Source organism: Pedobacter sp. NEAU-ZC8 (genome assembly GCF_059278965.1).
The window spans coordinates 53,027-67,738 of the sequence record NZ_JCAJXC010000006.1; the positions used below are offsets into that span (position 1 = coordinate 53,027).

Here is a 14,712-nt window from a genome sequence, read left to right on the forward strand (position 1 = left end):
TATCCAGCACTGGATCGGCAATTGTTTTTCGCTGCAGCGATCCATATCGCTGCTGATGCCTGAAGATCATTTTACCATAGTACTGTTAATTTAGAAACTGGCTGCGAGGTATTTCAATTCTGAATAGCTTTTCAAAAACTTGAAGCGAAGTTCAATGATCTTTTCCCGCGCTTCAATCAGCTTAGTTTGCCGCGAGTTGATTAAAAACAGCGAGCTCTCTCCATTACCATACATGGCCTCCTCACCCTGCAGTAGCCGCTGGTAGTTTTCAATATTTTTGTCCGCCAGGCTAATCTGGGTACTATAATTCTGCAACTCATTGGCATAGTTGCTGATCTTCACATCTAATTCCTGCTGCTTCATCGTAATGTCCATCCGGTTCTGACCAAGCTTTGCCTTCGCCATTTGATAGCCAGCTCTTGCCTGCCTTAAAAATACCGGGATCTCCAGCTTCAGGCCATATTGATAGTTGTTCTGAAACATGGGAAAGTAACCACTACGATAACCTTCCTTATTGAAGAAATTGTAGCTAAAGTCGACTTTAGGCAGAAAACTCTGCCACTTTAACCTCCGTTCTGTCTCCAGGAAGTTTTCCTTCTGCTGATAATAAACCAGGGAGAGATGTGCGTTCAGATCCTGTGCGTTCAAATTTGCAATAAGCGAAGGATAGCTTTCATAAGCCTCATTTGAATTCAGGTTCTCTGCTGGGAAGATCGGCTGATCTATATCGTAGGGCTGTTGATCTTCTTTCCATAGAAATAATGATAACTCCATGGTTGCCTTCAGGTACTGGAGGTAGGCATCTTCCTGCTCCAGCTCATAACTTCTCAATTGCGAAAGTGCCTCGGTCGTATCTATTGCTGCACGTTCACCATAGTTGAAGGTCTTTTTGATTAAGGCCAAGCGTTTGGCGTTGATCTCTACAGCTTGTTTTTGTAAGTTATAGATCTCATAATATCTTACCCAGGCCCAGTATGCATTTTCAGCATCTCTGAAAAGCTCGTTGGTCAGCAACTGCTGTTCGGCAGCAGTCATCTGCAGCGCCGCTTTGGCTTGCTGTAGCAGTGCCCTTCGCTGGTCAAACAATAAACCCTTTGCCAATGGAATGTTCAGGCCGAATTGATACAGGCCGCCACGGGTATCACTGTTATTAAGCCTTTGTCCATCAATGTTGTTATAGCTCCCGCTTAAGGAAATGCCATACCAGGTCGGGATTTCAATACCAACATTCGACTCCTCGTAATAATCAATTCCATCTATCGTCTTCGAACCATTTTTGGCGGCAATTACAGGATCAAAATTACCTTTTGCATTCAGCAGTTCGGCTTTAGCAATATCCTGCTGCAACCTGTACCTGAAGGCCAGTGGATGGTACTGTTTAACAATGTCCAGAAATGCTTTATGCGACAGACGCAGGGTGTCCTGCGCCGCGACGAATTGCGCCATGCACAGGAAAATTATGAACAAGCTACTTCTTTTTCCCTTTTTCATCTGCTGTATTTTCGCTAGCTGATTTAGAAACATAATAATCCGGTGGGAAACCATTGATGTTCCGCCACAGCTCATACCAGACCGGAACATCATTGAGAATTGCAATGCCCCTTACACCAGCACCAATCTTAATTTGTCGGGGCCATGATTTTTCAGCCTTGTCTTCTACAACCAGCGCCTTAAAGAGTCCGTTTACGCCGATGCTGCTTTCAATGGCAACCACCTTACCTGCAAAAGTGCCGTAGCTGGAAGTCGGCCATCCGGAGAATACAATCGCTGGAAAGCCATCAAAGATGCACATCACCCGCTGCCCCTCCCGTAGCAATGGTAAGTCGACGGGCTTAACGTAGATCTCTACTGCATAGTCGGCCATTTTGGGCACAATGGTTCCAATGCTTTCCGTATCCTTCAGGATCTCTCCGATGCCGGATTTAGTTAATTGAACCACCTGACCATCCTGCGAAGCCAGAACAGCGTACATGTTCTGCCTTACCCTATAGTTGGCCACCTGGTTCTCGAGCTTTGCAATGTCACCGGTACTCCCCTCAATCTGCCCCATACTCTGGAAGCGTTCACCCTCGGTTTTACTGACCTTCTCGGTATAATCCTGCATAATGGCATTCCGTTCTATATCCATGTTGATCAGCTCCTGCCGCGACTGAGCAAGCTTGTTCTCCGCTGCTGTTCTTTTTGCCAGGGCATTCTGGTAAGAGACACTGCGTTGCTGGAATTGCGTTAGTGATACCAGACCTTCTTCATACATTTTTTTCTGCCGTCCATATTGATCTTCAGATAACTTCAGCTCGTTACTTGCGGCTGCCAACTCGGCCTCCTCAGCAGCGATCTTGCTGTTCAGCTGTGTAAGTTTGATCTTCAGTTGCGCAAGCTTCAACGACCTGCTGGCATTGATGGCCTGGAGTTGTGCCTCGGTTGTACCAACCTTAGCTTTATAGTATTCCCTGACGCCTCTTTTCGCTTCTACCTGTTCCTGGGTTCTGCTTAGCAGCTGGGGATCCAGATAATCGTCTTTCACTTCCGCAAGCTGCAAAATGGTATCGCCTTTTTTTACGTAGTCGCCATTTTTCACATGCCATTTGATGATCCTGCCAGGGATAGGCGAGTTGAGCTGTTGAGGCCGGTGATCCTGATAAAGCGTACTTACATTCCCCCTGAGCTGAATGTTCTGAGTCCAGGGCAGGAACAGGACAACGACAAACAAAAGGCTGAAATAGAGGAACCAACGTTTTACATGCGATTCCTTATTGATATGGTATATATTATCAAAAGATCTAAGTTTCATTTCCTCAATTTTATTTTAAAGTACTGATTTGACCATCTTCCAGATATAAGTGCTGATCTGCAATATCTTTTAAGGCAGAACCTTGAGAGATGATGATGATTGTCGTATAAGCCTTGATTTTCTGAAGGTGCCGGATCATTCTGGTCTGAAATACTTCATTCATACCCTGCAGGGGATCTTCCAGCATGAGCAGCCTGTTGCTGCCCAGTAAAGCCCTGAGCAGGGTGATCTTCTTTTTGCCGCTGAAGGAAACCTCTGTATCTGTTTCACTGATCTGCGTATCAAAACCATTGCTGAATAAACTCGGCAGATCCTCCAGCCCAAGCTCTTCACTCAGGCTGATCACTTCATCGGCACTGACATCATCACGTCCAAGCACGATGTTTTCCAGCAGGCTTCCTTTGATGATGATCATGTCGGGTGTGTACAAACCGATCCCGGCCCTCAGTTGATTTTTATCCAGATTGGTCAATGGTATTTTATCGAAGAGGATGGCGCCGGTTTGATTTTCATAAAAACCGGCCATCACATTGAGCAAAGTTGTTTTCCCGGCACCAATTGCACCGGAAATAACCGTGATGGTATCTGCTTTAGCTTCAAAGTTGACATTTTTTAGGATCGGCCGGTTATCGTTGAAAGCGAAACTGACATCCTCCAGCTTAACTGCCATACCTCCTGCTTTTTTCTGCAGGCTCATCATACCATTCTGCTCTTCCGGTAGCTCGGTCACCTTATGCAACTTCACGAGGGAGGCAATCACATCATAATAGCTTTCGAGGCTCTTGATCAGCCTTTCTACCGCATTCATGATCGTTAGTACCACGATCTCTGTGGCAATAAATGCACCAATGTTCAACTGCTGGTTAACCAGCAGATAGGTTCCGATGGTCAGCATCACCATCGTGATGATCACATTAAAACCAATGATGGTTTTATATTGGAATTCCAGTACCCTGAAATGGGAAGTCCGGTGTTTAAGGTAACGAACCACACGCGCGTCCGTTCCGGTAAGGTGCGCGTCGGCATTCGAATTGATTTTAAACGTTTTTACAGCTGCTGCGATATCCTCCAGCCAGGAGGCGACGGCATACTTTTTTTCGCTTTCTTCCAAACTGGAGCGGATTCCAGAATTCATGGTAAATTTAAAGATGGTCACCACGATGATGATCACCAGCGCACCAAACACCAGAAACCAGGGATGATAGAACGACAACAGTAAGATGCCGAAGGTAATCTGGATCAGTGCGGTTGGTATTTCCAGTAAAATTTTTGAAATACCTTTCTGCAGAGTCTGCGTATCAAAGAAACGGTTTACCAGCTCCGGCAGATAGTATTTCTTCGTCGCAGAGAGATTGATCCTGGGAATCTTGTTCGCAAAAGCAATGGAATATTCAACAAACATTTTCTGTTGAATCTTCTCGATGATCTGCATCACTTTAATCCGGAAGAAACCGACCAGGAAGGTTCCCAACACAATGAAAAATATCAGGATATATAAAGAAGTCACCATCGTGGCACCCATCACTAAACTTACGATAGCCTGGATGCCTAAGGGGATGCTCAGCTGCACCAGGCCACTAAGGATGGCGTAAATGTATATGGCCCAAACATCCTTCTTTTCCTTCGTGATATAATTAAAAAGTGCCGCATTGGTCAGTCTGAAATCTTTTTCCTGGTACATCTATACAAATGAGAAAATGAACACTATATTTTTTTAGCGTTGCAATATTACAGGAAAAACCAGGAAAGGGCTCGTTATAGAAATTAGGATTTCATTAGAATTTCAATCAGCTTTTCGGACCAGTTCGCAGCACGGCGTTCAAAAAGCTTTCCTGATTATCTGGAGCTGCATCCGACACCTGGAAGGCTGCAATCCCATAACCATTGTCGAGACCAAGTTCAGCCGGTCAGAAGCCACTTTTCAGCTGTCGGAAAGCGATCATGAAAAGAATCATTGCTGTAATGTGTACAAATGTTTTCATGATCGCTGGTTTAGGTAACCTATTTTGTCAGTCGCATTAAATATTGCCCATATCCACTTTTTACCAGTGGAGCAGCAATTTCCTTAAGCTGAACTTCATCAATGTAACCCATACGGAAGGCCACCTCTTCAATGCACCCGATTTTAAGGCCCTGACGTTCTTCAATAACCTGAACGAATTCACCAGCTTGCATTAAGGAGTTAAAGGTTCCAGTATCGAGCCATGCTGTTCCGCGACTTAGCACGCCAACCTTCAATCGCCCTTGTTCCAGGTAGACTTTGTTTACATCTGTGATCTCATACTCGCCACGGGAAGACAATGGGATGTTCTTAGCAATTTCAACTACCGAGTTATCATAGAAATATAAGCCAGGTACAGCATAGTTTGATTTTGGTTGTTCAGGCTTCTCTTCAATAGATATCGCGTTTTTATGTTCATCGAATTCTACAACACCATAACGTTCCGGATCCGCAACCTGGTAAGCAAACACCACACCCCCTTCAGGTTCACTCAGGTCCTGCAATAATCGAGATAGACCATCCCCATAGAAAATGTTATCCCCAAGGATAAGTGCCACGCTGTCCTGACCAATAAAATCGGCTCCAATGACAAATGCCTGCGCAAGTCCATTTGGTTCTTCCTGTACAGCATATTGAAAATTACATCCTATCCTTGATCCATCTCCCAGCAATTTTTCAAATTGCGGCAGATCATGTGGGGTAGATATGATCAATATTTCTTTAATCCCTGCCAACATCAGAATAGACAGTGGATAGTAGATCATGGGTTTATCATAAACCGGCATCATCTGCTTACTGCAGGCAAGTGTTAATGGGTGAAGCCTGGTGCCGGAGCCTCCGGCAAGAATAATTCCTTTCATATCACTTTTTAAGCGTTAAGATTCAATTGCTGGATACAAGTAGCAAGACTGTCTCTCCAATATGGAATATCCAGATCAAAGGTTTTTTTAATTTTTGATTTATTCATCGCCGAAAAAGCGGGACGAGTCGCTTTGGTTGGATACTCTGAGGTAGTGATTGGATGTAGCCTGACTGTAGTCTGACTCAGATCGAAGATGGCCTTAGCAAAGTCATACCAAGACGTAACGCCCTCGTTACTGAAGTGATAAATACCATAAGCCTTCTTTTCAGAAGCAATGATCTTATAAATCATCTCTGCTAGGTCCATCGCGTAGGTAGGTGTTCCCACCTGATCTGCAATGACCTCTAGCTCATCCCGCTCGGTGCCCAGCCTGAGCATGGTCTTGACAAAATTATTTCCATGTTCAGAATATAGCCAACTCGTTCGAAGTATGTAATGGGCATCCATTGCAGCTGCAATAGCCCGTTCACCCTCCAATTTGGTCAGACCATAAATACTTACCGGATTAGTTTCATCCGTTTCCTCAAGGAGCTTAGGATGACTACCCTCGAAAACAAAGTCAGTAGAGATATGTATTAAAGTTGCGTTATATTCCTTGGCTAAGAGCGCTAGATTCTCCGCTCCTTTGCAATTAACTTCCGCAGCTAAAACATGTTCATCCTCAGCTTTGTCAACTGCTGTATACGCTGCGCAATTAATCACATATGCAGGTTGTTCGGTTTCAAAGAGAAACCTAAGAGATACAAGATCTAAAATATTTGCAGATCCTTCTATAGGGAACGTGATATCCAATATCCCCTTTTTGGCTGCTACAAACTTCAAACATGTGCCAAGTTGTCCAGATGCTCCAAATACTAATATTTTATTCATGTTTAGGCTTGTAATTTTAGTTCCGCCAAAAAAGGCAATATTGCATCTTTGTCTGACACCAGAAGACTACCAGCAGGAAGCTGCCAATTTATATTAAGCTCTGGATCATTAAAGTGTAATCCTCCTTCAGAGGCCTTATTGTAGTAGTTATCACATTTATAGAAGAATTCAGCATACTCCGACAAAACCACAAAGCCGTGGGCAAAACCACGTGGCACGAAGAACTGCAGTTTGTTTTCTTCACTCAGAACTACGCTGAAATATTTACCGTACGTTTTAGACTTTATTCGAAGATCAACGGCAACATCCAGCACCTCCCCTTTTAACACACGAACCAACTTGGCCTGTGCATGTTCGTCACTTTGAAAATGCAGCCCTCTTAACACCCCAAAAGTAGAAAAAGACTGATTATCTTGGACGAAATGAACATTTAATCCAGTAGCTTTATTAAAGCTTTCCTCATTGAAGCTCTCCATGAAGTAGCCACGCGCATCTGTAATCACCTTTGGTTTAATCACCAAGCAGCCAGCTAATGGTGTTTCAATTATTTCCATATAAAAACTGTTCTTTAGACCTTCTTAGCAAATCTGTTAATTCCCCAGATATCAACATTACTTAGCCTTTAATCATTTAGTATCGTCTTCCTGAACCTATCAAATCATTCTTACTATCTGCCAAGAAAAAAGTATTCACCCGGGAGTGTAAATCGGCCTTCCTCTTTAGACGATAACTTAAGCCTGAGAGGTAGAGATCTCTCGATCTAACAGCTCAAATTGAGAGTTTTTGCTTATGAATTCCGGCACAATACCCTTCATTTGTAAAACAACCGCCCTGTTATTATTATTCAAAGCAAACAATAATAATTGATCAATTTGTACCTCAATCTTCTCGAATGAGTACTCCCGAACTTTCCCAATCATTATCTTTTCATGGTGAGTTGGCATCGTATTTTCGTTGTCATTTAACAATTCCTCATACAGCTTTTCTCCGGGCCTCAACCCTGAGAATGTGATTTCTATGTCCCGATTAGGCACCAACCCGGCCAAGCGAATCATCTTTTTGGCTAGCTCAACTATTTTAACCGACTTCCCCATATCAAACACAAAGATCTCCCCGCCCTTACCCATGCATCCTGCTTCTAACACGAGCCGGCAAGCCTCGGGTATAGTCATGAAATACCTGGTGATCTCCGGATGTGTGACTGTGACCGGCCCACCTTTTTCAATTTGTTCTTTAAAACGGGGAATGACAGAGCCATTAGAACCGAGTACATTGCCAAATCGAGTAGTTATAAACTTGGTCATACCTTTATCTGCATTGTTTAATGATTGTACATAAATCTCTGCAATTCTCTTAGAAGCACCCATAACGTTTGTAGGGTTTACGGCCTTGTCGGTCGAAATCATTACAAATTTTTGCACCCCAAATTTGACAGATAAATCAGCCATTGTCTTTGTTCCAAGCACGTTGGTTTTGATTGCCTCTGCAGGGTTATCTTCCATCATTGGAACATGTTTATATGCGGCCGCATGATACACATACTGGGGTCTATAATGATCAAACATAAATTCCATTCGTCTCATATCCTTAACATCTCCGATAAAGGCGTGAAAATTTAGTGAACTCCGCAGTTCTTGAAGCTGAAGCCTCAAATTGTGCAACCCTGTCTCACTTTGGTCGCACATTATAATCAACCCAGGCTCAAATTTAGTCAATTGACGCACGATTTCGCTTCCAATAGAGCCGGCAGCACCGGTAATCAAAATTCTTTTACCTTTAAGCTCCGCCTGTATCTCATCTAGGTTCATCTGAATCTGCTTTCGATCTAACAATTCTTCGATGTTAATGCTGTGGATCAGAGCGGCACTTCGGTTATCCTTGGACCATATATCTGCGGGTGGAATATTCAAGACGCTTACATCATGCTCAAGACAAACATCAACAATCTGATTTTTCCGATCAGCCGGGATCGTGTAGCTGGCGAAAATGATTTCATCTACTTCGTTTTCTGCAATAAGCTTTTCCAGATCATCTGCATTTAATATTCGGACTCCATCTATCATCTTTCCGACTTTTCTCTCATCATCATCTACAAAAGCCAGTATGTTCTTATTATACTTAGAATCATGATCAAAACTTCTCTTCGTAAACAACCCAGCCTGCCCAGCACCATAGATTATTACACGTCGCTTATCAAGTTTTGAGTTCTTGACGTACAAAAAAAAGTATTTAATGAAGATGCGATAAGAAATAAGGAAAAGACCACAAAAAAGTGAATATATTATTAACGACGTTACACTCATTAATGGCGAATAACCCAAAGCAATGATAGAAGCGTTTAAAAAAAACACTAAAAACGAACTCATTATTACAGCAAGCACAATCCTAATCGAATCCTGCATTGAAGTATACCGAACAATTCCAGCGTAAGTTCGCAAAGATGTAAATGTAATAACGTTGATTGCCGAAACTAGTATAACGGACTTATACAAAGCCAAAAAATCAAGATTTTGAATATCAAAATTATTCTTTAAAAGCTTTCCAAGAAATAAGGCAGTAATACTGAAACTAATATCAATAGCGAGTATTAGCCATCGTGGAACAATTACAATATGTGAAAACATCTAAAAGTGTTTAGGAGCGCGTACAAAATTAACATAATTATCCCACTTGCCATAGCTTAGCCAAAACTTTCAGCAAAAGAACTTTATACTAAGATAAAGCTATTTACAAGAGCTTACTGTCACATTTCCGCACAACAACACGACTAAAGTCAACGTAACAGTTTCTTATACAATAACTCCAAAATATTTTTTGGCAGTAATCTCAACGGTAACTTCGTGACGATTGAAATTAAAAATTCCCAAAGAGTTAAAAACTGGATTTTTCTTAGCGTACTCAGAAACCTGTATTCTTTTGCAAAGTACGAGAAACCGTGCCTTCTACCAACCATATCGTTTCCAACCCTAAAATGCAAAAGTGGTTCAGTCAAGTTTTCAACTATAAAGCCTCTCTGAATCAATCGAGCCCATAAATAGAAATCTTCGAATAATGGCATATCTTGGTAAGACCCTGCTTGAAGCACATGTGATTTCCTGAATGCAACCGATGGATGGTTCAATGGATTTCTATACTTGGCAAATTGTCTCAACTGGCTGAAGTCCAACGGAAGTTTCCTATATCTCTTCAGATCTCCTGGCACATACTCAAATTCTTGAATCGAAGTACCCAAGACACTTACTTCTGGCTTTTTCACCAGCATCTCAATTTGCCTCGCAAAACGGTTTGGGTAGCAAATATCATCCGAATCCATACGTAATACAATTTCATTCGCACAGCTTTCCAGTCCAACTTTCAATGCTTTACCTAACCCCATATTTACTTCAAGAGTGATCACATTGAACAATTCGGGCTTTAAATCACAATAAGTATCAATTACGGCATCTAGTTCACTTGTTAACGGACCATCTTTGATTAACACGATTTCCGAAGGCAACAAAGTTTGGCACAATACACTATCAAGCGCATCCTTGAAAAAAAGAGGGTTTTCCTGGCCATATACGGCTATCAAAACTGAAAATGTCATGATTGGAATTCAGCTTTCACAATCAAAAATCTATACGCCAGAAAATAAAGGCTCAAGTATAGAATCCATGGTTGTACTTGATTAAAACACATTAGGATTAATAGTACTGAACTCGACACTGCATAATAAAACACTCGAAACGTCGCCATTTTTGACTTATCTGGAATGAGTTTTTGAAATAGGGAGATTTTGAATTTTTTGTTGGAGCCACGTTCAATCAAATTCAACAAGGGAAAAATGAGTAGTAAACTCAAATAGTTTACACTTATAAAATTCGAAATAAATATCATTGGAAAAGACAAAAACCTTAAACAAACCAACAAGAAGTGAAGTACTAGCGTGAACTGGTTTCTAACTCTATTGTAAATTTGATAAATCAATAGTATTAGTAGACTAAGTCCACCAAAAATAATATTACCACTTTCATACGGAGAAATCAAAAACAAAGACAATAAAAATATTGAAGCTAAAAGCAATCTAACCAGATATATTGCCAATTTGTTTTTTTCATAATACAACAATTCATCTGAGGTAAGCCGCATAGTCGGGTTCGTCTCAGCCTTAGTCGTTTCGCAATCATTTTGAATATAACCCACCTCATAAAAGGTATAGATCACTAACAATTCGAAAAAATATATTGCTGTCACCGTCACGAATGGTAGGGGCAAAATATTATAGAGAATGTAGAAGGTAGGAATGCAGTAAATTATCACCCAGGATACAAATTTTGCAGTGGATTCAATCCTTGTATGCAGAAAGTACAGGATTGGCACAAAAAAAAACGCTTTAGATTTCATATATTTTAAAAACACCATCTACATTCTTCCAAAAACTAGAGAATCTTTTGGTAGTCACGACGCAAAATTCGTCAACTATTGGAATCACGTTAGCATCACTTGTGTTATCAGTTATAAAAATTAGCCTTTGTTGATCACGTTTCAACCTTTGTATTATCTGGTCCTTTCTACCAAGTAAATCCTCGGTGATTTGACCGTTGAATATTCCACCTTCACTGCCTAACTTAGTAGAGTAAAATCCAGGGATGGCCAAAGCATCGGAAACTTTGCGTACGATGAACTCAAGCGAAGCTGAAATGAGAACAATTTCCGCGCCGGCATCTTTGGCCTGTATCAATAATGAGTGCGCTATTTCTATCCTCTTTTTAGACAAAAACTCATCATTGAAGCGGTTAATAACTGGAAGCAAATCTGTCTCCGGTATACCTTTAAAAAAGCGAACACCAACAATCCGAATAAAATCAAACCTTAGGCAACTTGTCGAAATTCTATTCAGGGCTTTGACCGCTAAAAGTTTTCGAAAACGTCGAAACCATTGATATTTTCTATTCTTCTTAAAATAGAAATCAAGAAAATCGAAGGTTGTATTGGAATCGAATAATGTACCGCAAAGATCAAAAACCACAAGGTCAGTTTTGGTAAAGCCGTACTTATTTCCTGTAGTTGATCCCATCCCGAATTCCTTTTGTACTTCTATTAATATATGTTAGCTTATTTTTACAAATTAACGGAAATAAAACCAGTTTGACCGATAATTTAAATGCATTAGAAAGCTTCCAATAAAGAGGGACATAGCCGCGTCCCAGCAATATGAAAAAGTTTCTAAACTGATAATAGATTCTGAACGAGCTAGGTATCGTAATTCGAAATCCCAACACACGGCTTTCCTTTTCCCCAAACATGTGGAACAACTGTGCCTTCTCTATAATAAAATGTTTGAAACCGAAGAGAGCACCTGCTCGCCAACACCATTCAAAATCAACTAGATCAATAAACAAATGCTCATCGAATAGACCAACTTCATCGAAAGTGGATATCTCGATTAATGAACCCGAACTGATAAGTTGCTTGAGTTCTGTGATTCCGAGTGAAACAACTTTTCCACTGTCGAACTTTCCTTCATATCTTTTATTAGTTGCACGGCTGGTAGCTCGAGGACCTATTGCACCAATTTTGACGTCACTTGCATTAATCTGGTTGTATCCCTCTATCAATGAGGAAACCAGCTCAGGATCAGGAACACTATCCTGATCAAAGAATATTATTTTACTACAACCAGTTTTTCTCGCTTCAATTATACCCCTATTCTGAGCAGATGCGATCCCGAGGTTACTTAGCATAGGCAAGTAGCGCAGATTATTTGACCATCCAAAATGCTCACTGAAGAGCTCGGAATTATCAGTAGGTGTATTGTCTATAACTATTGTTTTCTCACACTGGAGGGAAATTGCTGATAGAACTTCTGTTAATAATAACCAATCAGGCTGATATAGTACAACTACTGCTACAATGTCTTTCATACTCATTTTTTTTACTTAAGATGGCCTGAAGGCTATTTAACACAATTATCACAATCACGTGATTCGTGTCAAATATATACGGGTTGGTAACTGCGTAGGTAATATAGATCAGGTAAATATAATAGAGGCTAAAGCTGAAAGTGCCCCATCGTTTTAACGTGATTAAAACATTATACAAGATAAAACCGAGAAAGAATATAATTCCTAATTGGTTTATAACATACAACGTTTGGACTTCAAAGTAGGTATCGCCTGTGTAATCTCTGAACTCAGTTCTTACGTTTAACGTATTACCTAGGCCTTGTCCCATAAGCAAGCTAAATGGACTCTCAGTAAGGTTTTTCATCAACTCGGTAAATTGATCACTCCTAACACCAAGTGAACTTTCTTGTTTCATTTCTAGTGTCGACATTGCATAGTCAACTACAGAAGGCATAGCTATGCTTGCGAACACTATAGCGGAAAATATGCTCAGAAGATATAGGTGAATTGATTTGACACCACTCAGTGAAAATAATTTATACAATAGGTACAAGACGAGCGAAATAAGAAACGCAAAATTTCCAGCCAGAACTACACCCGTAAAAAGCATAATCGCAATTAGGTACTGATATTTAAAAAGCTTAATTTCGATGTTTAAAACTAAAGCTATCAACAATAAAGCACTTCCCTTTATCTGAATTCTATAAAAAATGCCATTGTAAGTATATACATCACCCCAACCTTTTTCCATGAAGAAAAAACGAATGGGTAAGTAGGTTTCGATGCTCGAATACAGGAGCAAATATAAATGGATTACGATTAATACAGCTGTTTGAAGTAAACACAGTCCAATAAACCACCTTAAAGCAATTCTATCCACACGCACAAAATATGCGAGCCCAACTGATAGTAAAACTATAAAGAACTTAACGGCAAGAACGAAGTCATTGTCGGTAATGAATATGGAGTAAAAAAGACTGCAACATAAAGGCAATACCAGAAAACAAAAAAGAACAGCGTAGGTGTATCTATCCAGCGTAGCTTTGTAAAGCGACAATCCAAGTAATGTAATTACGCATACATTCATGATTGGAGATAGAAACGCAAACGGAACCTGCCTAGTCACAATAAACACGACTACAATAAACAGAAAGTCTATCAGTTTCTGTTTATTAGACCTTACCCTTAGTGCGTCATCCAAATTGCCAGCGATATCTTGAATACACTGCATGTTTACATCAGTTTGTACCCCAGTAAATTCTTAAGCCAGTTTTCTAAGGTTAAATGTTCAATATCAATCTTCTTTGCAGGTACTGCGCTTATAAATTCGATATTAGGCGAAACATCCAGTTCATTGAACACCTGAATCCATTCGGGATCATAAAAAGGCTCCTTCGTGACGGCCGCATTTGTTGTTAAAAGCTTACAACCTAACGAAAGAGACTCAATAGTCCTCATAGTTAATCCGGTTTGCCCAGGAACTTGAATGTCAATTACACATTTTGTACTTAAAATGAGTTCATTTAATTCGATGCTACCTAAAGGTTTATCTTTAATGAATTTATAATTCTTTTGATGAAAATCTAGATTTTTGATAAATGTGTTGTAAGTAGAATCGAACAGACGACGAACGTTATTAATCAACTGAACGAAACCATTCTGCTTAGGTCTAGTATAAAGGAGGTATAATAAATAGTTTAACTTATACTTTTTACAAACTTGATCGAACCTTGCAAGCAATTTAAACCGATTGGAAGACATTGGTCCAACAGAACCAACGTATAACAGGTCTCTCGTTCTTTCAACTATGCTCGGAATCCATTGGTCTTTAAGCTCAGAAAAAAACAGTGGTTGGTACTTGATGTTATACTTCTCAACATCAGTGCGTTCAAACGAATAAACATCATCAAATGCATCTATCAGATGAGCATATGGCCAAACTTCAAAAGAATCCCAGAAATAAATAATCGACCTCATTTCAGAATTCCTCTTCTTTAATGAGTCGACAAGATCTTGGGTTATTGAAAAACCACCAATGCAAAACAAGATGTCGAATTCAACGTCCTTTACACTGTTGATAATATATCGGATATATTCTTTCTTATAACCTGGATTGAGAAGACGTTTAACGGTGCTTATGAGGCTTTTAGGATAAATTGAAGGATCTTCACGAAACATTTTATTTTCGAAAAACACCACCTTCGCACCCATGGATTGTAGTTGGGTGATGATCCGGTCATGATAGTCATAAAATACCTGACCAATAAAAAGAATACGTTTACCTTGCAGTCCTTTGTTCATG

Annotated in this window: 11 protein-coding genes; all 11 read right to left on the reverse strand. The window is 40.3% G+C overall.

Annotated elements, in window-relative coordinates; genetic code table 11:
* Window positions 1–90: 90 nt before the first annotated feature.
* Complete coding sequence (locus AC5WJX_RS06600; protein WP_494483865.1) at window positions 91–1,446, reverse strand: TolC family protein; 1,356 nt, start codon at window positions 1,444–1,446, stop codon at window positions 91–93.
* Between the two features lie 22 nt (window positions 1,447–1,468).
* Window positions 1,469–2,791 carry an HlyD family secretion protein gene (locus tag AC5WJX_RS06605; RefSeq protein ID WP_494483866.1) on the reverse strand — a complete coding sequence of 441 codons (1,323 nt, stop codon included), beginning with the start codon at window positions 2,789–2,791 and terminating at the stop codon, window positions 1,469–1,471.
* A gap of 10 nt (window positions 2,792–2,801) precedes the next feature.
* The gene (locus tag AC5WJX_RS06610; protein WP_494483867.1) at window positions 2,802–4,472 is read right to left on the reverse strand and encodes a peptidase domain-containing ABC transporter; all 1,671 of its coding nucleotides are present in this window, start codon (window positions 4,470–4,472) and stop codon (window positions 2,802–2,804) included.
* 320 nt (window positions 4,473–4,792) lie between these two features.
* Window positions 4,793–5,653: a glucose-1-phosphate thymidylyltransferase RfbA gene (gene rfbA / locus AC5WJX_RS06615; RefSeq protein WP_494483868.1), complete on the reverse strand. Its 861-nt coding sequence runs from the start codon at window positions 5,651–5,653 to the stop codon at window positions 4,793–4,795.
* Window positions 5,654–5,661: 8 nt separating this feature from the next.
* Entirely contained in the window at window positions 5,662–6,525 is an 864-nt protein-coding gene (rfbD, locus tag AC5WJX_RS06620) for a dTDP-4-dehydrorhamnose reductase (RefSeq protein WP_494483869.1), read from the reverse strand.
* Window positions 6,526–6,527: 2 nt separating this feature from the next.
* A complete protein-coding gene (gene rfbC, locus AC5WJX_RS06625) occupies window positions 6,528–7,079 on the reverse strand; it encodes a dTDP-4-dehydrorhamnose 3,5-epimerase (protein WP_494483870.1) in 552 nt (183 codons plus the stop codon).
* 177 nt (window positions 7,080–7,256) lie between these two features.
* Window positions 7,257–9,149: a polysaccharide biosynthesis protein gene (locus AC5WJX_RS06630; RefSeq protein ID WP_494483871.1), complete on the reverse strand. Its 1,893-nt coding sequence runs from the start codon at window positions 9,147–9,149 to the stop codon at window positions 7,257–7,259.
* Between the two features lie 149 nt (window positions 9,150–9,298).
* Window positions 9,299–10,111: a glycosyltransferase gene (locus AC5WJX_RS06635; RefSeq protein ID WP_494483872.1), complete on the reverse strand. Its 813-nt coding sequence runs from the start codon at window positions 10,109–10,111 to the stop codon at window positions 9,299–9,301.
* 786 nt (window positions 10,112–10,897) lie between these two features.
* Window positions 10,898–11,581, reverse strand: a complete 684-nt coding sequence (locus tag AC5WJX_RS06640; RefSeq protein WP_494483873.1) for an HAD family hydrolase — start codon at window positions 11,579–11,581, stop codon at window positions 10,898–10,900.
* Window positions 11,559–12,428: a glycosyltransferase family 2 protein gene (locus tag AC5WJX_RS06645; protein WP_494483874.1), complete on the reverse strand. Its 870-nt coding sequence runs from the start codon at window positions 12,426–12,428 to the stop codon at window positions 11,559–11,561. Before AC5WJX_RS06645 ends, AC5WJX_RS06640 begins: the two co-directional genes overlap by 23 nt.
* Window positions 12,429–13,643: 1,215 nt before the next feature.
* Window positions 13,644–14,711, reverse strand: coding sequence for a WaaS/CpsH family glycosyltransferase (locus tag AC5WJX_RS06650; protein ID WP_494483875.1), 1,068 nt, complete (start codon window positions 14,709–14,711; stop codon window positions 13,644–13,646).
* Window position 14,712 lies beyond the last annotated feature (1 nt).

What these genes read in the sequence shown, in the direction of transcription:
- AC5WJX_RS06600 (WP_494483865.1), bottom strand. Translation starts at nt 1,446, where the DNA reads ATGGCGCAATTCGTCGCGGCGCAGGACACCCTGCGTCTGTCGCATAAA.
- AC5WJX_RS06605 (WP_494483866.1), bottom strand. Translation starts at nt 2,791, where the DNA reads ATGAAACTTAGATCTTTTGATAATATATACCATATCAATAAGGAATCG.
- AC5WJX_RS06610 (WP_494483867.1), bottom strand. Translation starts at nt 4,472, where the DNA reads ATGTACCAGGAAAAAGATTTCAGACTGACCAATGCGGCACTTTTTAAT.
- rfbA (WP_494483868.1), bottom strand. Translation starts at nt 5,653, where the DNA reads ATGAAAGGAATTATTCTTGCCGGAGGCTCCGGCACCAGGCTTCACCCA.
- rfbD (WP_494483869.1), bottom strand. Translation starts at nt 6,525, where the DNA reads ATGAATAAAATATTAGTATTTGGAGCATCTGGACAACTTGGCACATGT.
- rfbC (WP_494483870.1), bottom strand. Translation starts at nt 7,079, where the DNA reads ATGGAAATAATTGAAACACCATTAGCTGGCTGCTTGGTGATTAAACCA.
- AC5WJX_RS06630 (WP_494483871.1), bottom strand. Translation starts at nt 9,149, where the DNA reads ATGTTTTCACATATTGTAATTGTTCCACGATGGCTAATACTCGCTATT.
- AC5WJX_RS06635 (WP_494483872.1), bottom strand. Translation starts at nt 10,111, where the DNA reads ATGACATTTTCAGTTTTGATAGCCGTATATGGCCAGGAAAACCCTCTT.
- AC5WJX_RS06640 (WP_494483873.1), bottom strand. Translation starts at nt 11,581, where the DNA reads ATGGGATCAACTACAGGAAATAAGTACGGCTTTACCAAAACTGACCTT.
- AC5WJX_RS06645 (WP_494483874.1), bottom strand. Translation starts at nt 12,428, where the DNA reads ATGAAAGACATTGTAGCAGTAGTTGTACTATATCAGCCTGATTGGTTA.
- AC5WJX_RS06650 (WP_494483875.1), bottom strand. Translation starts at nt 14,711, where the DNA reads ATGAACAAAGGACTGCAAGGTAAACGTATTCTTTTTATTGGTCAGGTA.